The sequence below is a fragment of the Pelagibius sp. Alg239-R121 genome (assembly GCF_947331435.1).
Classification (GTDB): domain Bacteria; phylum Pseudomonadota; class Alphaproteobacteria; order Kiloniellales; family Kiloniellaceae; genus Denitrobaculum.
In genome coordinates this window covers 1-26,419 of record NZ_CAMZOF010000023.1, presented here as the reverse complement: position 1 = coordinate 26,419, position 26,419 = coordinate 1, and the positions used below count along the sequence as shown (strand labels likewise).

25 protein-coding genes are annotated in these 26,419 nt (G+C 57.1%); 19 read left to right on the top strand and 6 right to left on the bottom strand.

Annotation, left to right across the window (positions count from 1 at the left end; translation table 11 throughout):
- A partial coding sequence (locus QMZ18_RS36280) for a toxin TcdB middle/N-terminal domain-containing protein (RefSeq protein ID WP_282611333.1) occupies positions 1–4,694 on the bottom strand: 4,694 nt, incomplete at its 3' end.
- Between the two features lie 976 nt (positions 4,695–5,670).
- Between QMZ18_RS36280 and QMZ18_RS36275 the strand changes: the two genes are divergently transcribed.
- The gene (locus QMZ18_RS36275) at positions 5,671–6,033 is read left to right on the top strand and encodes an HU family DNA-binding protein (RefSeq protein WP_282611332.1); all 363 of its coding nucleotides are present in this window, start codon (positions 5,671–5,673) and stop codon (positions 6,031–6,033) included.
- A 426-nt stretch (positions 6,034–6,459) separates the two neighbouring features.
- Here the strand turns inward: QMZ18_RS36275 and QMZ18_RS36270 are convergent, their stop codons facing one another.
- Complete coding sequence (locus QMZ18_RS36270; RefSeq protein WP_282611331.1) at positions 6,460–6,852, bottom strand: hypothetical protein; 393 nt, start codon at positions 6,850–6,852, stop codon at positions 6,460–6,462.
- Between the two features lie 1,217 nt (positions 6,853–8,069).
- On the opposite strand from QMZ18_RS36270, the gene QMZ18_RS36265 reads away from it, so the two are divergent.
- The 17 genes from QMZ18_RS36265 (at position 8,070) to QMZ18_RS36185 (ending at position 21,621) form a co-directional block, all read left to right on the top strand.
- The gene (locus QMZ18_RS36265; protein WP_282611330.1) at positions 8,070–8,369 is read left to right on the top strand and encodes a TrbC/VirB2 family protein; all 300 of its coding nucleotides are present in this window, start codon (positions 8,070–8,072) and stop codon (positions 8,367–8,369) included.
- Positions 8,369–8,653 carry a VirB3 family type IV secretion system protein gene (locus QMZ18_RS36260; protein WP_282611329.1) on the top strand — a complete coding sequence of 95 codons (285 nt, stop codon included), beginning with the start codon at positions 8,369–8,371 and terminating at the stop codon, positions 8,651–8,653. Before QMZ18_RS36265 ends, QMZ18_RS36260 begins: the two co-directional genes overlap by 1 nt.
- Positions 8,640–11,084 (top strand): hypothetical protein, encoded by a 2,445-nt coding sequence (locus tag QMZ18_RS36255; protein ID WP_282611328.1) that lies wholly within the window; start codon positions 8,640–8,642, stop codon positions 11,082–11,084. Before QMZ18_RS36260 ends, QMZ18_RS36255 begins: the two co-directional genes overlap by 14 nt.
- Positions 11,085–11,104: 20 nt before the next feature.
- Positions 11,105–11,320: a hypothetical protein gene (locus QMZ18_RS36250; RefSeq protein ID WP_282611327.1), complete on the top strand. Its 216-nt coding sequence runs from the start codon at positions 11,105–11,107 to the stop codon at positions 11,318–11,320.
- Between the two features lie 2 nt (positions 11,321–11,322).
- Complete coding sequence (locus tag QMZ18_RS36245) at positions 11,323–12,090, top strand: type IV secretion system protein (RefSeq protein WP_282611326.1); 768 nt, start codon at positions 11,323–11,325, stop codon at positions 12,088–12,090.
- Positions 12,087–12,353, top strand: coding sequence for a hypothetical protein (locus tag QMZ18_RS36240; protein WP_282611325.1), 267 nt, complete (start codon positions 12,087–12,089; stop codon positions 12,351–12,353). The genes QMZ18_RS36245 and QMZ18_RS36240 overlap by 4 nt, the downstream gene beginning before the upstream one ends.
- Positions 12,350–12,712 (top strand): hypothetical protein, encoded by a 363-nt coding sequence (locus tag QMZ18_RS36235; RefSeq protein WP_282611324.1) that lies wholly within the window; start codon positions 12,350–12,352, stop codon positions 12,710–12,712. Before QMZ18_RS36240 ends, QMZ18_RS36235 begins: the two co-directional genes overlap by 4 nt.
- On the top strand, positions 12,709–13,767 hold the full coding sequence (locus QMZ18_RS36230; RefSeq protein ID WP_282611323.1) for a type IV secretion system protein: 1,059 nt from the start codon (positions 12,709–12,711) through the stop codon (positions 13,765–13,767). Before QMZ18_RS36235 ends, QMZ18_RS36230 begins: the two co-directional genes overlap by 4 nt.
- The gene (locus tag QMZ18_RS36225; protein WP_282611322.1) at positions 13,764–14,420 is read left to right on the top strand and encodes a virB8 family protein; all 657 of its coding nucleotides are present in this window, start codon (positions 13,764–13,766) and stop codon (positions 14,418–14,420) included. The genes QMZ18_RS36230 and QMZ18_RS36225 overlap by 4 nt, the downstream gene beginning before the upstream one ends.
- Entirely contained in the window at positions 14,417–15,238 is an 822-nt protein-coding gene (locus QMZ18_RS36220; RefSeq protein ID WP_282611321.1) for a TrbG/VirB9 family P-type conjugative transfer protein, read from the top strand. Before QMZ18_RS36225 ends, QMZ18_RS36220 begins: the two co-directional genes overlap by 4 nt.
- Positions 15,239–15,293: 55 nt before the next feature.
- Positions 15,294–15,689: a hypothetical protein gene (locus QMZ18_RS36215; protein WP_282611320.1), complete on the top strand. Its 396-nt coding sequence runs from the start codon at positions 15,294–15,296 to the stop codon at positions 15,687–15,689.
- On the top strand, positions 15,686–16,165 hold the full coding sequence (locus QMZ18_RS36210; protein WP_282611319.1) for a hypothetical protein: 480 nt from the start codon (positions 15,686–15,688) through the stop codon (positions 16,163–16,165). The genes QMZ18_RS36215 and QMZ18_RS36210 overlap by 4 nt, the downstream gene beginning before the upstream one ends.
- A gap of 17 nt (positions 16,166–16,182) precedes the next feature.
- Positions 16,183–17,583 (top strand): TrbI/VirB10 family protein, encoded by a 1,401-nt coding sequence (locus QMZ18_RS36205; protein WP_282611318.1) that lies wholly within the window; start codon positions 16,183–16,185, stop codon positions 17,581–17,583.
- Positions 17,580–18,572, top strand: coding sequence for an ATPase, T2SS/T4P/T4SS family (locus tag QMZ18_RS36200; protein ID WP_282611317.1), 993 nt, complete (start codon positions 17,580–17,582; stop codon positions 18,570–18,572). Before QMZ18_RS36205 ends, QMZ18_RS36200 begins: the two co-directional genes overlap by 4 nt.
- A gap of 6 nt (positions 18,573–18,578) precedes the next feature.
- Entirely contained in the window at positions 18,579–18,869 is a 291-nt protein-coding gene (locus tag QMZ18_RS36195; protein WP_282611316.1) for a hypothetical protein, read from the top strand.
- Between the two features lie 12 nt (positions 18,870–18,881).
- Complete coding sequence (locus QMZ18_RS36190; protein WP_282611315.1) at positions 18,882–20,978, top strand: type IV secretory system conjugative DNA transfer family protein; 2,097 nt, start codon at positions 18,882–18,884, stop codon at positions 20,976–20,978.
- A gap of 88 nt (positions 20,979–21,066) precedes the next feature.
- Positions 21,067–21,621: a DUF2726 domain-containing protein gene (locus QMZ18_RS36185; protein ID WP_282611314.1), complete on the top strand. Its 555-nt coding sequence runs from the start codon at positions 21,067–21,069 to the stop codon at positions 21,619–21,621.
- 94 nt (positions 21,622–21,715) lie between these two features.
- Here the strand turns inward: QMZ18_RS36185 and QMZ18_RS36180 are convergent, their stop codons facing one another.
- Both QMZ18_RS36180 and mobC read right to left on the bottom strand, forming a co-directional pair.
- Complete coding sequence (locus tag QMZ18_RS36180) at positions 21,716–23,914, bottom strand: relaxase/mobilization nuclease domain-containing protein (RefSeq protein ID WP_282611313.1); 2,199 nt, start codon at positions 23,912–23,914, stop codon at positions 21,716–21,718.
- Entirely contained in the window at positions 23,907–24,332 is a 426-nt protein-coding gene (mobC, locus tag QMZ18_RS36175; RefSeq protein ID WP_282611312.1) for a plasmid mobilization relaxosome protein MobC, read from the bottom strand. The genes QMZ18_RS36180 and mobC overlap by 8 nt, the downstream gene beginning before the upstream one ends.
- Before the next feature lie 559 nt (positions 24,333–24,891).
- On the opposite strand from mobC, the gene QMZ18_RS36170 reads away from it, so the two are divergent.
- Positions 24,892–25,098 (top strand): DUF3955 domain-containing protein, encoded by a 207-nt coding sequence (locus tag QMZ18_RS36170; RefSeq protein WP_282611311.1) that lies wholly within the window; start codon positions 24,892–24,894, stop codon positions 25,096–25,098.
- A 398-nt stretch (positions 25,099–25,496) separates the two neighbouring features.
- Here the strand turns inward: QMZ18_RS36170 and QMZ18_RS36165 are convergent, their stop codons facing one another.
- Positions 25,497–25,784, bottom strand: a complete 288-nt coding sequence (locus QMZ18_RS36165) for a DNA-binding transcriptional regulator (protein WP_282611170.1) — start codon at positions 25,782–25,784, stop codon at positions 25,497–25,499.
- Between the two features lie 2 nt (positions 25,785–25,786).
- Positions 25,787–26,176 (bottom strand): type II toxin-antitoxin system RelE/ParE family toxin, encoded by a 390-nt coding sequence (locus QMZ18_RS37185; RefSeq protein WP_282611310.1) that lies wholly within the window; start codon positions 26,174–26,176, stop codon positions 25,787–25,789.
- Positions 26,177–26,419 lie beyond the last annotated feature (243 nt).

Genomic DNA, 26,419 nt, shown 5'->3' with positions numbered 1-26,419 from the left:
GTGGTGTTGAGCGTCGTCGAGCTTGAGGTATCGGTCAGGGTGGTTGACGTCACCCGGTTCAGGCCGTCATAGAGAAAGGCCTCCCTGCGATCACGAGCCAGATCGTTGCGCTCGGTGAGGTTCCCCAGGGTATCAAAGACAAAGCTCAGGTTCTGAATGGAGGTGCCGTTGTGGGTCGTCTGGATGGAATCCAGTAAGGCCGTGGCGACATCATAGGCACGGTTGGTGACAACCCCGTTGCCCAGGGTTTCCTGGGTCACCATGCCCTCGGCATCGACCGTGTTGGCCTGCCAGTAGACCGTGCCGCCCAGGATCTCGGAGACCGAACCCAGGAAACCATTGGCGGTATAGTTGTTCTGCACCGCAAAGCCGGAGGGATAGGTGATGGTATCCGGGCGGCCCTGGGCATCGTAGGTCAGCGAAGTCGTGTAGACCGTGCCGGAAATGGTGGTTGTGGAGGTGTCCGACCTGCCCAGGCTGTCGTAGCTGGCGACCTCCAGGTAGCCGTTGGGGCCGGAGACCTGGTGGATCTTACCGGTGCCTTTGGTGGCGCTGTCGTAGGTCCAGGTGGTGGTGCCCTCGGCCTCGATACGGCTGGTCATACGGCCCAGGACGTCATAGGCCATGGTGACGGCCTGCAGCTTGGCATCGGTCTGGGAGATCAGTTCACCCAGCACGTTGTAGCTGTAAGCCCAGGTGCCCATGTCAGGATCAACCATGCCGGTCTTACGGCCGCGCTGGTCGTAGGTCATGGTGGTGAGCACGCCATTGGTGTTGGTCTGCAGCAGGTTGCCGTAGGCGTCGTAGCTGTAAGTGACCGTGCCATTGAGGTGATCCTCACTGAGGACCAGCTCGCCGATGGCGTTCTGGGTCTTGGACATATCCTGGTTGCCGGCGTTATTGACCGTTGTCGTCAGTCCGCCGTAGTCGAAGACCTGGATGCCGCCGTCCGGGGCGATCACGCTCATGCGCCGGCCAAGATCGTCGTAGTGGGTCGTGGCCCACTTGATGTCGAGTGCGGCGGTGCCCGCGAAGTAGGGCCGCGAGACCATGTGGGATTCGCCGCGCGGGTTGTAGCTGGTGTCCACGTAGATCTTGGTGATGTTATCGAAGGCGATGGATTCCGTGCGGAACACACGGTTCATCTTGTCGTAGTACTGGACGGAGGGCGTGTTGAGGGACGTACCGCCTGCCGTCAGGAAATCCTGGCTGGTGATCTTGTAGACCGCGCCGGGCTGGCAAGAGGTGTTGCAGAGGGCATAGGTAATCCGGCTTTCGGTGCCGTCGGCGCGCAGTTCCTTGGTCTTGCGCCCGAAGCCGTCGTATTCCCAGGTCGTCGTGATGCCGTTGGGCCCAGTCAGACTGGTGACCACCCCAAAGCGCGCATCGGTGACCATGGATTCGCTGTGGCTCAAGGCATTGGCACTGGAGAGCGGGAACTGACCGTTCGTGTCGTAGCTGGTGGTGGAGCTGCGGGAGGTGACGCCCTGACCGCTGACCGAGACCGCGGTCTCGTTGCCGAAGCTGTCGTAGGTATAGCTTGTGGTGACTTTGAGGGCAGCGATATCCGGCTCGACAATCTCCTTGGTCAGCAGGCCGTTGGTGGAATTGTACTCCCAGGCGGACTTGCGGCTTTGACTGGCCGCACCCGGCCGGGTCTTGGTCACCGTCGTGCTGGTGACCCGTCCCAGGATCCATTTGGTCTCGTCGTTGTCGTAGAGGCTGGCGGTCTGGGTCGTAAAGACCTGGCCCGCCGTCGCCCCTGTGGTCTCGTCGGTCACAGACTGGGTAATGCTCAGGGCATTGCCGTAGTCGTCGTAAGTCGAGGTGGTGGTGGTGCTGGAGACCAGGAAACCGGCGACCTGATTGCTCTGCAGATCGAGACGGGAGATCTCATAGGCCTTGGAGGTCGAGAGATCCGCGTAGGGGAAGAGGACGGACGGCTGGTTCGTCAATGTCCCGTCGAAGATCAGCTTGCTGGCGTAGGTGGAACTGACCTCCTTGACCAAATCCTGAGCCACGCCGATATCCAGCCGCGTGACGCTGCTGTCCACCTGGCCCGTAAAGGGATAGTTCTGCTTGTATTCAGTTGTAGTCAGAATGTTGGTTTGCGCATCCCGGGCCGTAACGGTTTTAAAGCCCAGGAAACCCCGGCCCTGCGCATCGACCTTGGCGCCCGCGTAGGTGTAGTTGATGACGGCATCGCCCTCGACGCCGCCGGGAGGGGCGGTCTGACCGTCGTCCTGGCTCACCGAGGACACCACGTACATCGGTGCGATAATGTCGAACTCGGGGAAAGTCGCGCCACTGCCTTTGGTGTAGACGCTGTCGTCCGTCAGCGGCTTGTAGGTGATCTCCGCCATCCGGCCGAGACCGTCCTCTGCAGAAATGAGGAGATCCGGAATACCGGTCTTATTGAGCCAGCTCTTGAGATAGTAGGAGCCGGTCACCCGCTTGACAGCAAGCATCCAATCCTGCAGGCCGTCGCCGTCCAAATCGGTGAATTCACCGTAGGTCTGCGGCACAGAGTCGTAGTGGCTCTCGATGATGTCAGGATGCAGATAATCCGCATCGACCTGCCAGCCACTGCCGGTGTTCAGCCAGGTCGTCTTGACCACAGTGCCGTTCTTTTTGAAGTAGGCCTTCACCCAATCCTGCAGGCCATCGCCATTGACATCGCTGAAGGTTCCGCGTCCGGTGCCGCCGGCGCTGAAATAGTCGTGGATTACGTCCGGATGGGCGTAGCCGGCATCCAGCACCCAGCCCTTGCCGGTATTCAGGAAGGTGTTCTGGTAAACGCCGCCATTGGGGCGATGGACAGCCTCGAGGTAATCGGTCAGGCCGTCACCATTGACGTCGATGAAATCGCCGCGCTTTTCCCGAATGCCGTTGTCGTAATCGTAGATCACCGCCGGCAGCACAAAGGCAGAGTCCGCCACCTGCCAGCCGGATCCGGTGTTCAGCCAGGTGTTCTGGAGAATGGAGCCGTTGTTCTTGCGGTAGGCCTGCACCCAGTCCGGCAGGCCATCGCCGTTAACGTCAACGAACTCGCCACGCTGGCCGCCGTTCGTGCTGTAATGGTCATAAATGACATCAGGATGCGAATACCCCGCATGCTGCGTCCAGCCGTTATTGACCGTATTGTCTCCGGTGCTGAGATAGGTGTACTGGTGGATGACGCCATTGTCCCGGTAGACCGCCTCCAGGTAATCGGTCAGGCCGTCACCGTTGATGTCGATGAAATCGCCGTGCTTGTCGTGGTTGGTGCCCTTGTAATCGTAGATGAAGGGCGGGAAGACATTACCGGAATCCAGTACCCAGCCAGTTCCGGTGTTCTTGTAAACGGCCTGGGACGCGGTCCCATTGGTCTTGCGATAGGATTTAATCCAGTCGATCAGACCGTCGCCGTTGATATCGACGTATTCGCCGCGCCGGCCGCCCGGAGCGCTGATCGTGTAGTAATCATTGACCGCGTCCGGATGAGCAAAGCCGCTGTTGAGCTGAAAGCCGCTGCCGATGTTCAGATAGGTGTAGTTGTCGAGACTGCCGCTGTGGCGGTAGTCGGACAGGACCATATCGACCAGGCCGTCGCCGTTGACGTCGACCAGGTCGCTCCGCCGCTCGGCCTTGTTGTAATCCTCCAGAAACGACAAAGGAACGTAGCCCGCATCGACGCTATAGACGTTACCTGCCTGCGGAACGCTGTAGGTAAAGCTGTGCGGCTCAAGGCAGTTGTTGTTGGCATCGCACTCGGTCAGTGAGGTCATGCGCGAACGGCCGCTGGCCGGCCCATACTCGTAGGCCATGTCATAGCGCTTGACGAGTGTGTCGGCGCCACTAAAGGTCGCGTAGGTCTCGATCGACTTCAGGCGGTTCAGGGTCTGAGTACGCGCACCCGCCATATAGTGAATGCGCGTGTCGGTCCGTGCCTCATAGACAAAGCGCACCGAGGCCGTAGGCAGAGTGCCTGCCACCGTGTTACCCGCATAGTCGATCCGGTCGATCTGATGCACGTTGTTGGTGGTGTCGTCGCTGTAGGTCAGGTCCAGATAGTTCCCGACCCGATCCTCGATCCGGTTCACCGACCAGTAACGCACGTCGTTCTGCCCGGGCACCTCCACCTTGGAGTCCGCGGTATCGCCGTAGGTCATGATCTGACCGGATTTGGTCCAGACCTTAAAGTACGCCGGGCCATTCCCTGCTGTGCCGTAGGAAACAATCTTGGAGAAGGACGCCAGTTCCGTGCTGTAGACCGTGCCGTCCGCACCGTACACACCATCGGTCGCCACCAGGCGCTGGCCGTCCAGGCAGAAACGGTCATCACTGCTGTAGTCAACCCCACCCGGCGCCCCATCCTGCGCGATCGTGCGTCCGCAGCGATGCATCACCGAGAGGCCGCCCAGAGACCAACCGACCCCGAGGATGCCGTTGTCGCCCCGGCTGCCGTAGATCAGCGACAGGCTCGGCGCCATACCCGCTACCCCAGGCGGCACCGAAAGAGGAATGGAGTAATTGGCCGAACCGCTCTCATCTACTGCAATGGCGCCGGGGGTCACGCCCGCGACCGTCGTCTGCGCCGAAGCAGACGCGCCGCCGATCAGCAGCGAGGCCGCGGCGACCGCCGAAAGCAGCAAGCCCCCTTGCCCCGTAGCAGACTTAGACCCAAACGACAGTAGACGAGATACCGAAATCATCGGCCATTCCCCCAAGGAAAACCACGCACACAAACAAAACCGAAGCCTGTAAAAGGCTTCAGGTCACAAAAAAGCCGGCTCCCAAAGGAACCGGCGCCGCCGAACGAGCCAGACACAGCGCATTCTCGCACCTGCCGCAGAGAACTCTGCCAGTAGGCCGCAAGAATGCATCCCGCAAAGATTGCGAAATAAAAGCGTAACCCATTACGCTCCTTCATCTTTATGGCGATTACGCCGACTCGAATTTACAGCTTCAGGTTAGATCACAAAAAGATCACCGGCAAGATGCAATAACCACCAGAAGGATAAATATCTGCGGATAAAGCAACCAAACGACCATGAATCAATAACTTGTCAAGGTTGCAGTAAAGCAAAAGCCACTCTCTCTTGGACTGTGGGCATAAGAGGAAGGGGCCGCCCTGCCTGGGGCGGCCCCGCGGCGTCAGTTTTCTCCAGCCTATGACCTCAACCCGGTTCCAATCGAAGAAAAGGCGCGCGAACTCACCACCTGGATCTCGGAAGAAGGTCCAGATGCGAGTCTCGATTTAGCCCGCAACGCAGTGCGGTTTTTCGCGCTCAAAGATACTGATGCCGAGAACATTATCAGCCGGCAACAATCAGCATTGTCTGGCTGGCGAAATCTAGCCAAACAGCTTCGGATGAGCGCGGCAGACATCGCAGTCTACTCTTCGGCGATTACTGTCTGAATAGATCGCTGAGGTTCTTCGCAAGCACTCCAACAACACATAATTTTTTGTCGAACCCGCGAGCTTCTCGGAAGTGTATTACGGCCCAAATAAAATAACTGACCCGAACGGAAATCACCCCTCTGTATTCTTCCATAAGGCTTCGAGGAACTCCTCATATTTGACCTGCGCGACAAACCCGTCGTATCACTGGGGCGAATTTTGCTTTTCCCAATTCTTTACTGAAAGAGTTTTCATCAATGGCAAAGACACCCGCTAAGAAATCAGCCGTGAAGAAGCCGGCCGCAAAGAAACCTGCAGCAAAGAAGGTGCTGCCGACAGAGAAACCGGCCCGCCGTCACAAAGCCACGCCAGTGGGTGTGAGTGATCGCCAGCATCTCACGGACCTCATCCAATCCGGGACAGGTTGTACTGCGACGGCCGCTCGGGAAACGCTAACCGAGCTCTTCGGGACCATCACTGCTTCGCTGAAAAAGAACCAGCGCGTTCAGATCGTTGGCTTCGGTAGTTTTACAGTTACAAAGCGGGCGGCACGTAAAGGTGTAAATCCTCGGACGGGTGATGCGATTAAAATCAAGGCCTCCAAGTCGGTGCGCTTTAGGGCAGGTCAAACCTTAAAGAACTCCGTCTAAAAGAACTCTGTCTAACGATCGGCATAACAATTCAGATAAGCGTTTTCAGAATAGGAATGTTGCCCCGGATTGGAGCGCACTGCCGACTGTAACGCAGCCACTCAGACATCTGCCAGATCCGGTCGGCATCACTGTGTGCGGAGAGGAATCGTTGAGTTGATCCAAGATCCATAATTCCGATTCAACATCGTTTGCGTTACCGGACAGATTGATGCGAGATTTATCGCAACAAGGATTGTTATGCTTGGACACCTGTTAGCTTATCTTGTTGAGCAAAGATTAGCTTTTTGTGTCGTGATTTTGAAGAACTTGTCAGTCATCAAAGCCGACACTGTTGTTTTCCCTTGGCAGGCGGTACGCTTATTTTTCCAACTGCCAAGGGAAACAATCGACTTTGCGGACCTAAAGAAAGTAACCCGAAGCGCTCTATTCTAAGGCCGCCTTTAGACTTGGTTCGTTGAAAAGAGTTTCGAGCTTAAGCCGAATTGCAGTTTCAGACGCAATACGAACATCCTTGGGAAGAGCCGCGGACCCAAGATTGTCCTTACCGTGTAAGGTGGTTCGTCCAAGCTCTGTATCGTCCTTGCTCATAACTTCCAAGGTAAGATCAAAACTCAACCCGGTATTCACATATGTTTCAGACTTCCATTCTTGAAGCGTAAGGAGCGCGAAGCGGTCCGCATCTGCCATAAGCAAAAACTTTCGAGCATCTGCAATCGAACTTTTTGGCGCCGCCGGAACTTCAGCAGCGCTGTTACCCGATTTTTCCAAAGCTGCAACGATGGACTTTGTCAGATCTTCGGAAAGGGAACGGGACAATCCAGGTCATATTTCCAAAGCCGGAGATGCTGACGTCCGCGCGGCCCTTTATGCGGCCGCAAACATCATCATCACAAGAGTTGCGGGCTGGTCGTCGCTCAAAGCTTGGGGAACCAGGCTGGTCAAAGCCAAAGGTCGACGTCGTGGCCTTGTGGCGATTGCCCGCAAACTTGCCGTGATTCTGCATCGCATGTGGTGTGATGGCACAATCTTCTCCTATCAAGCACCAGAGGTCTCACAATGATCTGAAAACAACGAACTCACAGGACAGCTCTCGACGAGATCGTCCTAAGCGTGGACGAGGATTTGGGCAAAACCGAAAATTACACTGGCGCCAACAAAAGCGCGCGCATAAGCAAGGTTCCCAATCCAATCTGATCTATGCTTGTGGTGGCCGCTATAAGCGCAGAAGAAGAAGGCGGCCAACCACGGAAAGAAGCGTGATCCACGCTCGAGATGAAACCGGACAGAAAAACCAAGTACCCGAGCTTGACACAAATGCCCGATTAAAGAAGTGGTCATATGGCTTTGTCCTCTCTTCGCCAGTGGGATGTGACCTTCTTTCTTGATGCCGGTGCAGTCGATTGCTCCGCCGAACTCGTGAAAACAGAAAACAGTGCACCCGCCAACGTGGCTTCTCAACTTCGCCGCGGCGTGGCTGTACAACTTCTCCGTTAAGAATTATACAACCTATAATTTTTCTTGTTTACATAGTGTGATTATCTAGAATTGCATCTGGTATTCTTCAAAACGCCGCAAACAAATGTCTATCCTTGAATCAAGACAATTTCGAAAACTTTGCAAGGCGGGCCCTCGCACCGACCCCACGTTTATGTAGGAGACCGTTTCTCGTCGAGCTAAACCGCAGGTACTACCCTCATCCATGTCGTGCAATCAGAATTCCGTCCCCGTGTCTTTCGTTCAGCCAACGCCATCGTTGACTTCTGGCGTACTCATTTCCCAGAAGAACCCCTTCTCACTATCCCTATGTTCCCACCTGACAACAACGAGCCCACGTCCGTTTCACCGGATCAATCCTTCATCTCCATCGACGGAAGGAGAACGGTCTATCTCAGTCCAGTTTGGGGTAACATTTTTTTACTAATTTCTACAACCCATCCGTCTATTAGGCGCCATGTTTAGCCGGTTTTCGCGAATCTAGGCTCCATTCTAGATTCTACCAATGACCTCTCCTCCAAATTGAAGAGTGCTTTCACATGTTTAAAAACACCACGAGTCTGTTCATTCTCGCCTTGGCCCTGATTGTCTTAACCTCTCCTGCAGAGGCTCAGGCAATCTTCGACGGCCCCTCGACCTTTCTTGGGCAGATCCGGGACTTCGTGACAGGTCCTAACGGGATTCTACTCGGCGGCGCGGCCATAGCCGTGGCCGGGATCAGCGCGGCAGCGCCACGCATCCCGGTCAGCTGGGGTCATTTCTTCGTCGTGCTCGTTGTGCTGACGATTTTCTTCGGCGGCTTCCGGATCGCTGAAACCATCCAGACCTTCGCCTCCTAATGGGTGCTCGGGTTTATACCGGTTTGACGCGTCCAGCCGAAAGGCTGGGCGTGCCGATCAACTTTTGGCTGGCCGGCTCGGTCGTACCCATGACGGTCTTCATCACGACCCAGTTTTTCCTGGGTTTCTGGGGACTGACCGTTGCCGTCCCGATGTACTTCCTCATGCGCTGGATGGCCAAGCACGACAGCTACTTCTTCTCGCTGCTGTTCACCCAGCTACTGCGTACCCACAAATCAAAAAATACCGAATACTGGAAAGGTCACTCCTATGCCTCTTCCTAAGGCGATCCTGGCAAACCTGACCCACGGCAAGCTGCTGGCGAACGAAGTGCCTCAGTCTATCCATGTGCCGATCACGCATTTCCTCGATAACGGTATGTTTGCGACCAAGAACCTCGATGTCGGCATTGCCTTTCGTATCAGGGGTGTCGCCCATGAAACCGCCAGCGTGGGCGAGATGGACGTCTCCCGTGACGCCATGGCACGCATCGCCAATTCGTTCGAAGACGGCAGGACCGTCCTTTATGCCCACACGATCCGCCGCAAAATCAATGCCGCGGAGATGATGCGGCCTGTGCCGGGCGAAGGCTTCGCGGCGCGCTTCGATGAGCATTATCGCCGCCAACTGGCAGAGAACGATACCTACGAGATTCGTCACTACCTCTTTGTTATCAGGCGCAAGTGGACCCGCAAGATGGGTGCACTCGCCGCCGCAGGAAGATGGTTGGGCACAGCCTTTACCTCTGGCGAGGCAGACCTTGAGGGGATCCGCACACAGCGTCAGGAAGATATCGACGATCTCAACAGCCAGGCCGAACACATCGCCGAAACCCTGGCATCGCTCGGGGCCGAACGCCTAACCGGCGCACCGGATGATCGCCGTGAGATCCTGCAAGTCATGACCATGCTGATCAACGGCGTCTGGGCCAAAGCACCAGCCGCCGAGCAAGCATTGGATCGGGTGGTGTCCTTCGGCGCGCGTGTCACCTTCCGGGGAGAGACCGTGGTTGTTAACGGGCCCTTCCCGGACGACAACCGTTATGGCTCCGTCCTGGCAATTTCCGATTATTGCCACGAGACCGACACCAGCATGTTCGATGCCCTGGCAAGCCAGCGTGCGGAATTCATCGTCACTCAAGTCTTTATGCCCATGGACCGGGTTGAAGGCGGTAAAGCCGTATCGGGTGGCCGGGCGCGCATGAGAGACGCCGGCGATGACGCCAAGTCGCTCATGGCCGAACTGGAAGTCGCCAAGGACGAAGTCGCTTCGCGGCGGCTGTCCATGGGTCGCCATCACTTCACCATCGCCGTGCTGACCGAAACCGAGGCCGAGCTGAGCCGGGCGCTCGCACGGGTAAAGTCCGCGGTCGAGGACAGCGACTTGCGTTTAAAACGCGAGGACATGGGCCTGGAGGCGGCGTGGTGGGCGCAGGTTCCCGGCAACATTGCTTATCAGGTACGCAGCGGGAGCCGGATCATCAGCCATCGGAACTACGCCGATATGGCCGCGTTTCACACACATCCCATCGGCGAAACCCGTAACCTGCGTTGGGGCATTCCCATTACCCTGTTTGAAACCCCCTCCCTGACGCCCTACAGCTTTTCGTTTCACGGGCCAGGCACGAATGCGGCGGGCAACACCTGTATTTACGGTACGACCGGATCGGGCAAGTCCACCCTGGCGGCGGGGCTTATCTGCGCGTCCCGGCGATTGCCACAGCCACCGGATATCATCTATTTCGACAAAGACAGGGTGGCCCTGGCCGCAATCGAAGCCCTGGGCGGAAACTACTTTCGGCTGACACCGGGTCAGTCAATCGGCTTTAATCCCTTTGCCTTCACGCGGGACGCCCGCAGCGCAGTCTGGCTGGCGGGCTTTATCGAACGCCTGATTGATTGCGAACTGTCTCCGGAACAGGAGCGCCGCATTGCGGACGCGGTGCAGCGTACCGTGGCGGCGGACGAGGACCTGAAGAATTTTGAGGACTTCGCCTCTCTGCTGAGGTCCGTGGACGACAGCGGTTCTAAACACCGGATCCTGGATCGTCTGCGCGCCTGGCACTCCGGTGGCGAACAATCCTGGCTCTTTGGGAACCGGGAGGATTCCTTCCCGATCGACGAGCCGGTCATCGGCCTGGATATGACCGATGTCTTGGACAATCCAAAGATCCGCATGCCCGCGCTCGACTACCTCTTTTACCGTATCGACCGCAAACTCGAACGGGGCCATCCGACCATTATTTTGCTCGACGAAGCCTGGAAGCTGCTGGACGACGAGCGCTTTCAGGATCGCATCAAAAACTGGATCAAGACCATCCGCAGCCGAAACGGAGTCCTGGTCTTCATGACCCAGGAACCTGCCGACGCCGCCAGGTCGGCGATTGGCGAAACGCTGGTGCAATCCTCCGAAACCAGCATCGCCTTTGCTAACCCGGAAGCCGACGAGAAATCCTACATCGAGGGCCTTGGATTTACATCGACCGAACTTGGCTTGATCCGCACCTTCGGCAAATCCTCCCGGCAAGCGCTCATCAAGAATTCCCGCGAATCACTGGTTGTCTCAACCAAGCTGCGCGGCATGGATCAGTTCGTGAAAGTCCTCGCGGGGACCGCTGAGACCGTCGCTGAGATGGACACACTCAAGCAGACCTACGGCGATGACTGGCTGTCGGTCTTTATGGGTGAGAAAGCCGCCCGGATGGCTGCGGAATGAGAAGGAAATCAACGTTGAACATGAGAACAATTTTACTGCCGTGCCTCTCGGCCCTTTTGCTCACCGGCTGCACCCTCGCCGGCGACGCGCTTGATCCTTACGAGGAAAAGCGTGCGGACTGCAAAATCGAAGACGCCACGCCGATCCCGCAAACCGGTCTTGTCCCGGTCAAACCGGCCGCGGCCGAGAGGACCGCCAACCGCTTTCAAGACCTGACACCGCCGCCAGAGGAATAGAGATGGTTCCCAGAAGAGCATTAATCACCGCCGCGGTTGGCGCCGTGACCATGGCGGCAACGCTGGCGCCCTCCAAGGAGGCCCATGCGGGCGGCATCCCAACCTTCGATGCAGCGACCTTCGGGGAGCTGGTGGCTCTCCTTGTGACCAACAAGGAAGTTTTGAGCGTCAACGACAGTCAGCTCTCTAACTTGATCGATCAGTTGGCGACGCTGAAGCAGCAGCTCGACCAGGCGCAGCAAACTTACAATTCGATCACCGGCATCCGCTCCAAAATCGAAAATCTCTTCAGCGGTGATGTTTCGCCGCGGCGGCTGGCGGCATCGCTGAACGATCTGACGCTCTCGGGGCAGATCCTCAACAACAGGATCAGGAATCGGATCTCCGCCATCAACGAAGACTTCGATGTCATGACCGGCCAGGAGTTCTACGGCGATGAAGAGGAAACCGTCCGCACCAGGCTCTTCGATCAGATCACCAACTCCAGCACCGCCGCCCAGGTCGTTGCCGAGGAACATTTCGAAACGGCGGGTGAGACCCTCGAACGCTACGACACCTACCGCAAGGAACTCGGAGCCGCGGACGACCTCAAAGCCTCCATGGACCTGAACACACGCGTTCAAATCGAGAACGGCATGTTGCTGTCCCAGGTACTTCAGAGCTTCGCCACCCAGAACCAGTTGAATGCCGCCCAGGCAACCGCCGATCTGCGCAGCCGGGAACGGACAGAGCGGGTTAGCGGCAATCCAGCGGAGATATTCGAGCAATGATCCTCGACAGCTTTGTGTACGGCGTGAACGTGGTGGAGATCCACCTGATCGAGCGGGATGGGCCAGCAGGAATTCTTGTCGTTCAGCCGCGTTGGCGCGGCGGCGACCCGGTCTGCGGCTTTGAATACCAGTTGGATAATGCCTTGGGGGTCGACCTCGATATCGCCGCTAACTGTGGCCCGATTAAGAGTCTCGCCGCGCAGCCCCGCTGGGGCATTGCTAGCGGCCAATGGAAACAATGGGAACGGAACCTAAACCTATGAAAAGGATAGCCCTGATCGCCGCACTCGCCACAGCAACGCTGCCGGCCATAACCGGAGGCCCTCAGGCCGCCCTCATGAGCAAGGAAGAAGCCACAGTGCGGAAAATCACGATAGCTCAGTACAACTTTGGAAAGTACGAGCACGCAATTTCGCTCTGTGAGACGGCGATCGAAGAAAGCACGCCTATCCCGGAGAACGATTATCCATTCTACAAAAAGCCGGAAACTCTCGACCCGGAGATGCTGGCGACGCCCATCAAAACTCTGCGGACGCATCTTCTCGAACTCTACAGTCATAATGCGAAACTTCGTTCGGAGAAGAGCGATTGTGAACAGCGTCATCGGGAAACCGTCCGATGAGCATTATCGTTCAGTTCGATAGCTTCATCGACGACACCATCAATGGCGGCGCGCTTGCGGTCTTCGAGGCCTTGGCAGTTCCTTCGGCGGAATTTCTGGTTCTTCTGGCAGGCGGGGCCTTGACCTGGTGGGCGGCGCTCTCGGCTCTGCGCGGGGTGTTTTCCTTCGAAGGCTTTCTGTCCTTCGCCTGGCGGTTTCTGCTCTTCTACAGCCTCGTGTCAGGGTCGTTTCTTTGGGTCGACATCGTATATCCCTCACTCCGGGACTTCGGGCCGAGCGTCGGCAATGTTGTGCTGGAAACTTTCTCCGGCGAGGAAAACCCCGGCGGAATCATAACCGGCCTAACTCTCTTCATTTCGGAAGCCTTCGAAGGTATCGACAACGGTTTGGACGGCCTCAGTTTCGGCTCGGTTATTACCGGCAAAGGCCTGATGGCGGTCTTCGTGTCATTCATTACTATGATTGTCGTCGTTGCCATGGCCATCATCGCCCTGGCGTTAATTTCCTTCTCCAAAGTGATTATGGCAATCCTGATCGGTATTACGCCGGTCCTCGCCGTCTGGGCATTCGTCAAAAACACCGCCGATGTCTTCAACGGCTGGATGCGCGGCGTGTCCATGTTGATCGTGTTTCAGATCTTGCTTTATGGCGTCCTCGGCACCGTGCTTGCAGCCAGCCAAAGCCTCACGTTCGATGCTTCCGTGGGACTAAGCATCGCGGATCAGATCAATAAAAACCTAGCGGTCTTCCTAGTCGTAAGCGGTGTTGGCCTGGCAAGTCTCTTCCTGACGCCCATGATCGCCTACACCGTGGGCGGCGCAGTCATGAAGCTCGGCAGCAACGGCGTGTTCAGCGTCATAAAGAACTCCTCCAGCGCTAGTCAGGAGTCGAACCCTCTCCGCCCCGATAGCGGCGGTAACGCCAGCGAGGCTCGTTCTCAAGCCGCCAACGAAGCGGCCTCAAAACCTGACAAGAACGGTCTTACCCCGGAAGACAACAAGCACCTTCAGGCGACCATCGAACGTAACCGGAAATACGATAGGGAGAACCCATGACCAGCGCCGCGACCGACGCTTGGGAAGCCGAGCTTTACCTCAGCAAAGACCGCAAGGTCAGGTACGCCGTGATCTTTGGCATCATCGGCTACGTCATCGCCATTTTCGAAGCCGTTGCGTTGATGGGGCTGGCACCGCTTAAGACGGTCGAGCCGATTACAATCATCGTTGATAAGCAGACCGGCGAGGCCACGGTTAGTTCCATGGTTGAGGGCAGTCGTCTCAACGAGGAGGAGGCTCTGACCCAATCTCTGCTGTTCCGCTATGTCCGCGACCGCGAAACCTATGACAGCCTGGATCAGCAAGCGCGCATCCGGGCCATCGACAAAATCACCAAGGGTCGCGCAAGCAACGACCTCCACGCACTCTACGGCAACGACAATCCCATGAACCCGCTTACGGTAAACGGCCAAGCGCGCCGCCTGACCGTTTCGGTCAAGTCGGTCGTGCTCCAGCCCGATAACCGCGCCTTGCTGCGCATCGAAAAGAGCCTCTACGAGGCCCCCGGCGCAATACCCGTGAGCAAAGCCTTTGTCATCACCATGCGCTACGGCTTCGACCGCAAGGGCACCATGAGTCTGGAAGAACGCTGGGTAAACCCCATGGGCTTCTACGTGGAAAACTACAGGATCGATGAGGAGGCAAACCCTTGAAGCAGCATCTTCGATCTTTCGCCGCAGCTGCAATGTTTCTGTCCGCTCTGGCTGGACCTGTCCTGGCCGAGCAACAGCCCCAGGGCGGCGTCCACGATCAGCGGATCATGACCTTCGAATATTTCGAGGATGATGTTTATCCCATCGAGACCTACACCGGCTACGCCCTGACCCTGATTTTCGAGGAGACAGAAAGCGTCATCTACTGGATTGGCGGAGACCTTGAAACCTGGGAAGTCGCGCCGTTGTCTTACCCGAACCACTTGTCGGTCAAGGTCAAGAGGGACATCGATCAGCCAACCAATCTGAACGTCCGGACCTCCCGCCGTCACTACACTTTCGTCCTGACATCGCACACCGGCACGACCCCGGAAGGCGTGGGTTTCCGCTACTCTTTCAGATACCCGGAGCCGGAGATCGCCGAGACGGTGAAACCGCGCAGCATCTTCGAAGTTCACCGCAACGCAACCGGCACCGTCAATCTCGACTATGCGGCGGTGGGCTCCAACCTCCTGCGGCCCGTCCAGGTCTTTGACGACGGCGTAAAGACCTATATCCGCCTGCCGCCGCGATCTGTCCGGCCGAGCATCTTTGCCATGGAGATTGACGGTTACGAGCGGACGATCAATTCCGGTGATTACCTCGATGACGGAACCATCGTCGTCAACGGCGTCTATTCGCGCCTGGTGCTGCGCGACGGTCCCTATGTGACCTGCCTCTTTAACCGTCCGCTTTATGCCTACGCGCTTGAGAATGCACCGGAGACACCTGCGCAGCGGGATACCAACATTCAAAACGATCCGAGAGATGGCAAATGAGAACGCTAACGGCAATCGGTTTCGCAACGTCACCTGCCAAAAAGAGACTCTGATTATGCCATTCGAACAATATCCCACCACCGTCGAAACGTGCATTTCCAATGAGCTTGCGAATACCCTCAAGGACATAGGCGATGAGAACGGCTGGCCGCTGAACGAGACCTACAATCACGCCCTCTTGAAATTTATCGAGTGCTGGCGTGAGGGCGAAACCTCGCGGCGTTACTACGGTACTTATTCCCACGGCAAAAAGATAACGGCTCATACCCACTATGCCGTCAAAGACGATCTCTTTGAAATGAAGGACTGCGACGGTGTTCCGGTCGGCATGATTATCCAGGAAGCCTTCTACTGGTTTGCCGAACACATGGGACACCCGGCGCCCGTGATCCGCAGGCCAATCAACCGCCGGGCTCACTCACAGAAAATAATAGGAGCCATGAAACGATGACCAGGATGCTTGTTTCCTGCGGCCTTGCCGCCTCTCTTTTCATTGGTGTGCCGGCCCCGATCTATGCCGCCTCACAGGATGAATGCGCGATTTGGCTTTGCCTGCCGGGCGGGTTTCCTGGGGGGTGCGAGGCTGCTCATGCCGCCTTCATAAAGCGCATCACAAACACACCGAAACCCGAGCCACCCCTGCCGCCCTTCAGCTCCTGTTCGGTCGATTCCAACATCAATTTCGATTGGGGCTTCGAGAAACGTAAGCGCTGCAAGAACCCCGATGCGATCATGCGTCAGGATGGTGAGGGCGAAGTCTCCTGCCGGATCAAAGCCAGCAACGAAGACGGCTTCCTGCGCTCGCCGGTCGTGATCGATCACATTCTCTGGACCGACGTCCCGTCGCTCGGGCAGGAACGCCGCAAGACTGAACACGTCTGGAAGACAACAGGCGGCAGCGGCAGTGACGATGGCGGGCGGCCATGAAAGAAAAGAAGAGTCCAATGACCGACGACACACCTGTAGATACCGCAGCGGTAGACACCTCATCCAGCAAGCCCAAAGCAGGCATGCGCGCGCCGGCCGCCGACCGCGTTCACCAGATAAGCGGCGGTAAAAACAAGCTGGACAAATGGACTGTCGGCGCTGTTTCCGCGATCGCCGTGGTGCTGGGCGGCACGGCATACGCCATGCTGAGCGATCCCAGCCCACAAGCAGATGCGCTGAACCTGATCCCGCCTGCCGAACCTACACCCCAGCAACGCCCGAACCGTGCGGTGCTCTTTGGCGATTTCCAGGCACCGCAGCCGGTACAGGAACCGCCTGTGCCCGACGATCCAAGGTTCGCGATGTTCGCCGCGCAGCTGGAAGCCACCCAACGGCAGGTTGAGGAAATGAGAGCCGCCAAGGAAAAACTCGAAGCGGCCCAGCCGGTTGTTTCCAAAGCAGCGCCTGTTCCAAAAGCCTTCCCCAACGATGGCGAGCTGCAGGCTCTCAAAGACACGATCGAAAAGATGCGCCAGGAAAAGGAACTCCAAGATAAAAATTATCAGCGTGAGCTGGCGGAAATGAGAGCGAGGTTAAGCGCGCAACAGTCTTCTGTTGACGCGACTCCTACCCTCGTACAGCAAGCCCAGGCCCCCACCGGTCCCAGCCAGGCGGAATTGGAGCGCGAGGAAGAACGCCAGAGGCGGATCGAGGAGGAGCGCGCCCGCCTCGCCACGTCTGCCGTGGGCGGGGGCGCAATCCTGTCAGCAAACGGGCAAGACACGGCGCAAGCCGGCAACACCGGCTCGGGCAATGCCTTTATCGACGCAGCCTCCAACCGGGCGGTCCAAACCGCACACGCCAGAACTCTGCCCAACCAAGACAGGCTGATCACGCAGGGAACCATGATCGGCGGCACCCTCGAAACAGCCATCAATTCGGGATTGCCCGGCCTGTTGCGCGCCCGCATCAAACGAGATGTCTGGTCTTTCGATGGCAGCAACATACTGGTGCCGTCCGGCTCCACTTTGATCGGTGAGTATTCCTCCACGATTAGCCTGGGGCAATCGCGGGTCCTGGTCGTCTGGAACCGCGTCGTGACGCCCGATGGGCGCTCCGTTCAAATCGGCTCTCGCGGCACAGATAGCCTGGGCCGCGCCGGCATGACCGGCAAGGTGGATCACAATTTCGCCCTCAAATTCGAGGCGGCGTTCCTGATCTCCGCCGTCAGCGCCATCGGCGGCCTCGGCGAGGCGCTTGGCAATGGCGCGGCCGGCAATGCCATCAGCGAAGGCAGCGACGCAGTGGCAAACGCCAGCCAGGGCGCGCTGCAGGAATATCTCTCGATCGCTCCGACCATCAATATAGATCAGGGCGAAGACATCAACGTGTTCGTGGCGCGGGACCTCTACCTTTGAGCCGTTATCTCGAAAGGAACCTGCGTGAGATCTTCCGGGGGCTTTTGGCGGATCCGGACCTGACCGAGATTGTGCTCAACCCGGACTGTTCGGTCTGGGTTGCGCGCAACGGCGATCCCTACATGCGGCACCACGACATAAAACTGTCCAAAGAGGAAGCCTGCGCCCTTACCAATGATCTCGCCGGCGACCAACCTTTTTCAGAAAAGAAACCTTACGCCGCTTCGCGGTTTACTCTCGAAGGTTCGCTCTGGCGATCGCAAGTCCTGCAGGCGCCGATCATCGACGGACCGGTGGCCTTCGCCCTGCGCCGGACCGTGGTGCGTAATCTCACCCTCCACCATCTCATCGAGGGCGCCGGAGTCGCCTCTCTGTCCGACGAACTCAAAACCGGAACCTCGCCGCAAGACGAGGCGGTCTTCGAGGCATACGACCACGGCTTTACCAAAGCCCTGTTGCACAATGCCGTGCGCGCCAAGTGGAATATTCTGCTCTCGGGCGGCACTGACTCCGGCAAAACCACCTGGTTGCGCGCCTGTCTCGAATGCGCCGATCCAAACGAGCGCATCGTTACTATCGAGGATACGCAGGAGATTTTCCCTGCGCACCCGAACAGCCTTTGCCTGCTGTCCAACGGAACAGTTTCAAGCAACGATCTCCTGAAGGCCAGCCTGCGCCTGCGGCCCGATCGCATTTTGATGGGCGAGCTGCGCGGTACGGATGCCTACGACTTTCTGAGCGCCATCAACTCCGGACATCCAGGCGGCATTACAACGGTCCATGCCTCATCGCCCGAACGCGCCATGGACCGCCTGGCCTTCCTGGTGATGCAGGCAAACCTCGGCCTCACCTTTTCCGAAATCGTCGCCTACTGCCGCTCCATGATCGATCTCGTCATCCAGTTCGACAAGATCGACGGTATGCGCAAGCCAACGGGTATCAGGATCTTCCGAAAGAGGCCCGAACCTATCGTCCCAAAAGCCGGGTAATTATCCATGTTCAAATTTATCGCTTCAGCCATCCTTCCGCTGCTCGTCGCCTCTCAGGCTTTGGCCTCCTACGACATAATGGACCGGGTGCGGGCAAACCGTTCGTCTATCGAGAACGCCCTTGTTTATCTCTACGAGCTGGCCACTGGACCGTTCAGTCAAATGTTTCTCGTTGGCGTGGTCGTTCTAGTGGCCGTCTTGTGGTTCGCTTTTAACAGACTGATTGGCCTTGTCTTCGGTATCGGAATTTTCTCGATGACTATCTACGGCAGGTTTTTGGACAGCAATGCTTGGTAAGGAAGAAAGCCCATGCTGAAGGTCAACACCCACCATTTCTACACCATCGGCTTTGCCCTTCTGTCGGTGCCGTTCTGGGCAAGCCTCTGGATCGCCCATAAGCATTACGGCTCCGTGGAGCACTTCACACCCTGGCTGGTGATCACCACCAAGGATGCGCTCACTCCGGACGCCTGGACCTTCTCATGGCAGGCCGGTTTCGTCGGCGCCCTGGCGATCGGCGCGCTGCTGTTCTATCTCTTTGATGGTGTGATCTTTGGCGTCAAATCGACCGACGCCCACGGCGACGCCCGCTGGGCCACACGCAAGGAGATCAAAAAGAGCAAGCTCCTGGAACGCTGGGGCGTGACCCTCGGTAAGCTAGGGAAGCCTAAAAGCGGCGCGGCATATCTGCGGGTCAATGATGTAGAGCTTTCTAACATGCTCGTCTCCGCCCCACCGCGGTCAGGTAAAGGTACCGGTATTATCATTCCGACGCTGCTGGACTATCTCGGCTCGGTAATCGTCTACGACGTCAAAGGCGAGAACTACGAGGCCACTGCCCGCCAGCGCGTCAAAATGGGTGATAGGGTGTTGGTCTTTTCGCCCTTCGACATGGAATTGGAAAACATCGATCCCAGCGCGCACTCCCTCAAAAGGGTTTCGCACTGCTTCAATCCCTTGATCGAAATTGCCGCGCTCAACGACCTGGAAGACCGCCTGACCCGGATCCAAGCGCTCGCCTCCGCCCTGCTATCGGCCAGAAAGGATTCAACCGAAGGCTCCTTGCTTAAAGACGGTAAGCGAATCTTCGTGGCCGTGAGTGCTATCGTATGTAACGAGCCGGACCCGACGCTCGCCAAGGTCTCGTCGCTGCTGACGCCAATGGCCAAGAGTGCCGATGAAGTGGCCGACTACCGCAGCATGTTCGCCGAACTGGCCAAGCGTGCGCCGGACCCGCTTTCGCATTCCGATCTGTTGAAAGCCTCGGCGCAAGACAACAAATCGCTCGGCATTTACCTCGCCGTCCTGCAGGGCGCAGGCCTGGAGGCCTGGAACGAACCCGCCATTATCCGCGCCACAAGCCGGAATGACTTCGATTTCAGCACTCTGCGCACCGAGCCGACTTCGATCTATCTGGCCATCCCTAACCAGTATAAGGATGTGGCCGCCCCTGTCGTCCGGCTGTTTTTCCAGACCGCCATTCTGGCCCTGCAGGAGAAACGGCCCGGCAAGGAATTCCTGCCGGTGCTCTTTATGATCGATGAGTTTCACTCGCTCGGACGGATGCAAGGCGTCGTGGATGCCACAACGATCCTGCCAGGCTACGGCGGCCGGCTCTGCCTGATCGTTCAAACACCCGCATCGCTGCTGGATATCTACGGCCAGCATGCCAGCCAGATCCTCATGGATCTGACCCAGGTAAAAGTCTGGATGGCCCCGAACTCCGAAGACACCAAGCAAATGGTCTCTCGATCCCTCGGGACCGAGACCATTGCCGTCAAATCGGTCTCGGGGCGAGCCTGGGGAACCAAGGAGCAGCAGTCACAATCCTTCTCGGAAAAAGGCCGCGCCCTCATGACGCCGGAGGAAGTCGGCCGCCTGGATCCCGAGCAGCTGATCATCACCGTCCAGAATCGCTTTCCGATCCGCGCCAACAAAGTCCGCCACTGGAAAGACAAGCACTACAGCAAGCTATGGAAGTCTCAGGACGGCATGACCTGGCCGGAGATCCCCAGCGTCAAGGATGGCGACGTAACCTCCTACGAGGGCTTCCTAAAACCCGCCGAAGGCATGCCCAAAATGATCGATCCTGTGAAGGTCAGACTAGACACTGAAGCCGAGGTTGGGCAGAGACAGCCTATTGGATCAATCCTGCCACCGGAAGAATCATCAAAAACCGGCGAAGATTCAAAAGACGACATTCCGGACCCGCTTCCACTCAATGCTATGGTTCACAGGGTTAAAACAGCCAACTTTAAAAGGACATTTGATAATCTTCTTCAAGCAGCGCCCGTAACATCACAGGATTCCGCAGAACTAAAGAAAGCTGCGCAGGGTCTCTCTCCCGAGATCCTGAGAGAGCGCCTCAAAATTATCATTCCAAGCGCACGATACAGAGAAGGTTAGTAGTCTGTTCTTTTTACTACCTTGCATCGATAACATCCGATAAGACTGACAACAAAATGCCTTAGTCAATCGCTGGAAAGTTGTCGGTGTGATCGAGTTTGTTTTTGGGGCTGTCGCCGGCGGGGTAGTCGTTCATTTCTTCAAAGAACACAAACGTGCTCAACGAAAAAAGGCCGCTGAGAAAAACAGCGTAACGAACACGGAAAACCAATTGCGCTTTATTGAGAATGCCACCCTATCTAAGCGGCGTTTGATGAACAAAAGCGAATACAAAGCCTTCGCTGCAATAGAAAAATTTCTGGCAGCCCAGACTAAACGCTTTAGCTACAGGCTGATGGCACAAGTGTCGATGGGCGAGTTCATTGCCACAGAAAATAAAAGAGCCTACAGCTCCTTCAATAGTAAGAGGATCGACTTTCTTTTAATCGATCCCTATGGCAATCCTGCTGTTGCTGTCGAATACCAGGGTGATGGGCATTTTCAAGGCAACGCGCCAGAACGCGATATGGTGAAGAAAACAGCTTTGCGCAAAAGCGGAATCGAATTTGTTGAGATTCAATCCAACCACCGGCCAGAAGACATCACTAATACCGTTTCATCGGCTCTTGATCGCTACGAAAAACAAATAGGAAGCCACTGGTAACAGGCTTTGTATAACCGTCAGTCGTCGAATGACATCCGCAGACTGTTGCAAAATGTATAGTTGTAAAACCATTTCGCAACAGTCTGCGATAGTCCTACCGGTCGATACCCCGGTCTTCTTCATTCCGCCGCCCTGCGCGTGATCCACGCTCACGCTCCGGCGTCACCGACCGTTTAATCTCGGTCCGGTCCTCGGCCCGCTCGATACCAACGGCTTCCCAGCGCCGCCGCTGTGTCTCCTTCTCGCGGATCTCGCCGCTCTTCGGATCAGTCTCTGTCACTTTCACCGTCTCGCTGCCAGGGCTATAGATCCGCGCGCGATCTCCAACCTTCAAACCTTCGCGCTCAAGCATGTCCGGCAAGCCAACACCCCAGATGCGGGTCTCTGTCTCGCCACCAGTGTTCATGTCCACATAAGGGGAATGCGACCTTGGATCATCTGCCTTATAAAGAGCGGCACCCGTCTCCTTGATCTGTCCTGTTACGCCGGTCGCGTAATCCCTCGAAATGAGCGGACTTTTAGATTGAGATTCAGGCGCGGGACTGTCCATGGTGACATCCTGAGACGGCGTCGCCCGTCCCTCGGCCTCATGGCCACGACCTTCCGCAAAGCTGCGGTTAATGCCCCGGATGTCTTCACGGGCATCCCGGTAGATTACCGCCGCATTCCGATAAGCCGCCAGAACCTCCTTACGTGCCTGCGCGTCGCTGAGGTTGCGCGTGTTCGCATGGCTCTTGATGTCTCGCTCTAGCCACATCTCGCGGGTCTTCTTATCGACATCCGACCCCGAAGTAATGCGTTGCAGGGCCAACTTGCCGCTCATGCCCCCTTCCTCGAAACGCTGCATGACCGACTGGTCCGCTTCGCTCAATCGGGCCTGCGCCGCCTTGCCGCGTTCATCGAGCGGCCGAACTTCATCGGGGTCTTTTGCTTCCTGTACCGCCGCCTGGCGCTGCCGCACCGGATCAATATCATCGCGCGCAATAGGCCCCTGGTCTCGGTCCATAAAGCCGCCAAAGTGCTTGCGCGTCTCCGCATCCATCAACGGCTCAAACTGCTGACGGGTCTTCGCAAGCGCGATGTCCGCTTCCGTCCGCGCCGTCTCATCCGTCATGCCTGCTATCTTCTCGGCGAACTGATCCAGAAACACCCGGATGTCCTGATTAATTTTTCCAAGCTCGACATCCGGATCGGCGGCCTGTGCTGCCGCATTGAGAACACGCGCCTGTTCTGCCGGCATATCTCCACCCATTATCTGTTCCGCCATTCTATCGCTCCTCTCTAATTCATTCCGTTGTGAAAGCTGCTGCATTGCACCAGCAATGTTTGCGCGGAAGAGACTGACCATTGTCATGTCCGATTTGGCCCCTCGCTGTTCCGCCATACTTCCCGCCGAACCAAGCCCAGCGAACACTTTTCCATAACTTTCGAGATTCCGTCCCCGTGCCCGTTCCAGCACCGGCTTCGGCAGCTCCCGGCGCTGACCAGAGCCGTAAAACGGATAGCGCGCCTCCGGAACCTGCCCCCGCGCCGCCGCCAAGCGCCGCCCATCAGCAGTAGCCTTCACCCGCCCCAGCGATTCAGACCGCCGCTCCGACCCACGAGAAAACCGGCTCGTCGCAGCAAGCCGGATCCCAACGTCACGCGATGTTTCAACATGCAGTTCGCGGAGCGACTGAATGTCGATCCCGTGACGGCTGAGATGCAGTGTCTTGCCGCCCTGCCCCGAGCGATTGATCACGATGTGCGTATGCGGATTCCGCGTGTCGCTGTGATGCGCCAGAACGTACTTGTAGCGATCGCCATAATCCCCACCAGCTAACCGCGCAGCAAAAGCCTCCCCCGCAATCCGCGCGGCGTCCTGATCGGCGGAATCGGGATAGCTCACAATAAGGTGGTAGGTGTAGAACTTCGTGCGCGGGTCCATCCGCTCGAAATCCTTCTCCCAATCCGCAATTACATCCCGCACCAGCTCCGCACTCTCACCATCCGCGCGCGCGCCCAGATCGGCCCCGTTCGAAAGCTCCAAAGCGCCATTGCGCGAAATGTACTGAAGCTGCGCACCCAACCGAGATCCACCGTTTGTCGTTCCGTTGCGAACAATTTTGATCACCGCCTGGTGCGTCAGAAGAGCGTTCTTGATCAACCCGCCGGCCGATGCCCTGCGCACCTGCGAACGCCCTCCACTGGAGCGCTCCAAACTGCCGCGGCTACGCCCCTTCTGCTCTTCGTCAAGACCGAAAAACATCTCTGTGAGATCGTCTTTTGGCAGCTCCAAGGTCGTGCTAGACATCGCGCGTCACCCGATCGTCGAGACCCTTCGAAATCTCCAACGCCTCGACCAAATCGCGTGAGTGAGCGGCCCGCCGAAAGTCCACAAAGAGCTCATGCGTCCGCCGCACCTCCGCCGCCAAATCGGCAATCACTGCCTCCGCGTGACCGCCCATTTTGAAGCGGCCGGCATTCGCCGCACGCGTGATCTGATTCAGATTGTGGGCGGCGCCATACAACTGTCGCTGAATGTTGTCGAACTGACGGATGTTCGCTTCCTCGCGCGTCGGCACACCCAATGCCAGGCGCACAGAAGTCTTAAACAGCGCCGAAAGCGTCACGCCGGCACGCTCCGTAAACGCCTTCAGGTGCGCGTGCTCGGTCTCGCTCATGCGGATCGAGGTCGTAAGCGAACGGGCCTTTTTAGTGCGCTGTTTCATCTCTGCCGGTAGCTCTCAAACTCAATCAATCCTAATGATAATGGGGCCGAGTGCAACTCCACAAATTGTGTGTAGCACATTTTGTATTATCTTGCCACCACACATATAGTTTGTAAGGGTCGATTCCAAGCTCTGGTAACGCCGGGCGGGAAAATCAGCGGAATGCTCCGCATGCCCCCGCTCGCGCGGGTTTGTTGAGGTAGAGCGCTAGACGCTCTACACGCTGACGCGGACGAAAATACCTCGTACGAAATGCCGAACCTGGTTGCCGAGAAGCAGGCACGAAAAAGAAGCCGGCATCGGCCGACAGTCCGGCGCGCTTGTATCGTACGAAGCACTATGGGGAGAGAACGAACGCCGGCATCCAACACCGAACCAACAGCGCATACGCCTCTATAAGTTGTGACTACCATTCCATCAGCCAGCGACGTCCGACGCAGAACCGAAGGGGCGCGCGCTAGTCCATAAAGCGCCGAAGCGCCCCGAAGGATCCCTGGTAAAGGACCGGCAAATCCGGCACCTTCGAGCAGTTGCTCAGCGCAACAGTGAGAACCAAAATATGGCTTTCAAAATTCAGATAACCGGCATTGCCGCCCTCGTCGCCAGCGCGATCTCGCTGTTGCTCGAGAACATCTTCTACGGCTACGTCGGCGCCGAAGGCGTGCTGCAGGAAAGCCTTTTCCTTCCGATCGGATTTCTGCTTCTTGCCCTGGGCGCCGCTCTGGTTGCCGTAGGATTGGCCGTCAGGCTTTTCCGACCTGCGTAACGTCGAGACAGCCTGTCCAGCCAGCACGGCCGCCATCGTCAGATATAGCGAGGCTGGATCCGCACCCCTGCCCTTTGCTGCACGATCGACGAACTGGCCCTGCGTGGACGAAGCTGCATGTTGGGCTGAGAAATCAGGTAAGATTTTGATAAACCTTCTCTGAAATACTCTAATCAGTGGAGATTTGCTCCTTGGTCAGAATGTGTCTTCACTTCTTAAAAGCGCGAGGCCAGATGTTCTAAATGGATCATCTGGCCTTTCTGCGTTGGAATTTGTGAGGTGGCTTTTCATCCCGGGCCGCAGCTGCCCTCTTTCTCCCAGTAGCCATAACGAAAGAAGCCGGACCTGGTTCCCAAGATCCGGCTTCCGCATGTTCGGCTATCAACATCGCGGCCTTTTTATTTTCCCGAAATCGTGCGGGCAACGGCGTCCGGTTCACGATCAATCACCGATAGCAGCACTAAGGCTGCGCGGTCAGGAGCACGCCGCTCCTGCTCCCAATCCCTAACAGTTCCAATCGACAAACCATATCGCTCAGCAAACGCCTTCTGCGTTAGTCGCTGTTTTTTCCGGATCGCCACCACGTCAACGGTTTCCGGCACAAACACACCCGCAGGCTTCGCTTCGGCCTTCGCTATCTTCAAGGCTTCGTTCGCGCTGTCGATCAGCTCTTTACCAAAGGTCATTGTCACTCCTTTCTTCGCTTCCTGCGTCGCGCTAATTTTCGCGCCGCCTCACGAGCTCTTTTCCTGTATGCATCCGCTATAAGCGGCAAGACTTTGGCTAGCTCGTTCTTCTCTGCTTTGGTGAGATTTGCCTTAGTGCCCTTACCGTAAATAGCGAGAAGGAACACTGGAACATCGTCACCACCAAAATAATGAATGGTCCGATATCCGCCACTCTTACCCTGGCCTCGACCAGCGTGCCGTATCTTTCTGGCACCGCCAGTGCCGGCGATGATATCACCGGACAGCGGATCATCAGAAATTACGCTTACAATGTCTTTCAACTCGTCATCGGATAAGCGACATCGCCGTGCTTGCGTTTCGAATGTCTGAGTCCAGATAACAGTCTGCATGTGTTATATATACGGCAATGCCGTATGAATGGCAAGAAAAAAGTACGGCAATGCCGTGCTTTTGGTCGAGACAGGTTGATTGGAGGGCAGTTCCAATTCGGATCACATATTGCGTCACGGACGAAAGGGGATCCACTTAACTCTACATTTAAACCAGTAAGCGGCAGCTTCTCTAATTGGGCGTTTGGGTCAAGCTCGTTTTCCTTGTTTCTTTCGGGTCATTGTCGCTCATCCGGGTCACGC

Coding starts and splice junctions, on each gene's coding strand:
- QMZ18_RS36265 (WP_282611330.1), top strand. CDS start 8,070: ATGTTTAAAAACACCACGAGTCTGTTCATTCTCGCCTTGGCCCTGATT.
- QMZ18_RS36195 (WP_282611316.1), top strand. CDS start 18,579: ATGTTCAAATTTATCGCTTCAGCCATCCTTCCGCTGCTCGTCGCCTCT.
- QMZ18_RS36190 (WP_282611315.1), top strand. CDS start 18,882: ATGCTGAAGGTCAACACCCACCATTTCTACACCATCGGCTTTGCCCTT.
- QMZ18_RS37185 (WP_282611310.1), bottom strand. CDS start 26,176: ATGCAGACTGTTATCTGGACTCAGACATTCGAAACGCAAGCACGGCGA.
- QMZ18_RS36225 (WP_282611322.1), top strand. CDS start 13,764: ATGACCAGCGCCGCGACCGACGCTTGGGAAGCCGAGCTTTACCTCAGC.
- QMZ18_RS36255 (WP_282611328.1), top strand. CDS start 8,640: ATGCCTCTTCCTAAGGCGATCCTGGCAAACCTGACCCACGGCAAGCTG.
- QMZ18_RS36245 (WP_282611326.1), top strand. CDS start 11,323: ATGGTTCCCAGAAGAGCATTAATCACCGCCGCGGTTGGCGCCGTGACC.
- QMZ18_RS36215 (WP_282611320.1), top strand. CDS start 15,294: ATGCCATTCGAACAATATCCCACCACCGTCGAAACGTGCATTTCCAAT.
- QMZ18_RS36235 (WP_282611324.1), top strand. CDS start 12,350: ATGAAAAGGATAGCCCTGATCGCCGCACTCGCCACAGCAACGCTGCCG.
- QMZ18_RS36210 (WP_282611319.1), top strand. CDS start 15,686: ATGACCAGGATGCTTGTTTCCTGCGGCCTTGCCGCCTCTCTTTTCATT.
- mobC (WP_282611312.1), bottom strand. CDS start 24,332: ATGAAACAGCGCACTAAAAAGGCCCGTTCGCTTACGACCTCGATCCGC.
- QMZ18_RS36170 (WP_282611311.1), top strand. CDS start 24,892: ATGGCTTTCAAAATTCAGATAACCGGCATTGCCGCCCTCGTCGCCAGC.
- QMZ18_RS36260 (WP_282611329.1), top strand. CDS start 8,369: ATGGGTGCTCGGGTTTATACCGGTTTGACGCGTCCAGCCGAAAGGCTG.
- QMZ18_RS36230 (WP_282611323.1), top strand. CDS start 12,709: ATGAGCATTATCGTTCAGTTCGATAGCTTCATCGACGACACCATCAAT.
- QMZ18_RS36205 (WP_282611318.1), top strand. CDS start 16,183: ATGACCGACGACACACCTGTAGATACCGCAGCGGTAGACACCTCATCC.
- QMZ18_RS36250 (WP_282611327.1), top strand. CDS start 11,105: ATGAGAACAATTTTACTGCCGTGCCTCTCGGCCCTTTTGCTCACCGGC.
- QMZ18_RS36165 (WP_282611170.1), bottom strand. CDS start 25,784: ATGACCTTTGGTAAAGAGCTGATCGACAGCGCGAACGAAGCCTTGAAG.
- QMZ18_RS36240 (WP_282611325.1), top strand. CDS start 12,087: ATGATCCTCGACAGCTTTGTGTACGGCGTGAACGTGGTGGAGATCCAC.
- QMZ18_RS36180 (WP_282611313.1), bottom strand. CDS start 23,914: ATGTCTAGCACGACCTTGGAGCTGCCAAAAGACGATCTCACAGAGATG.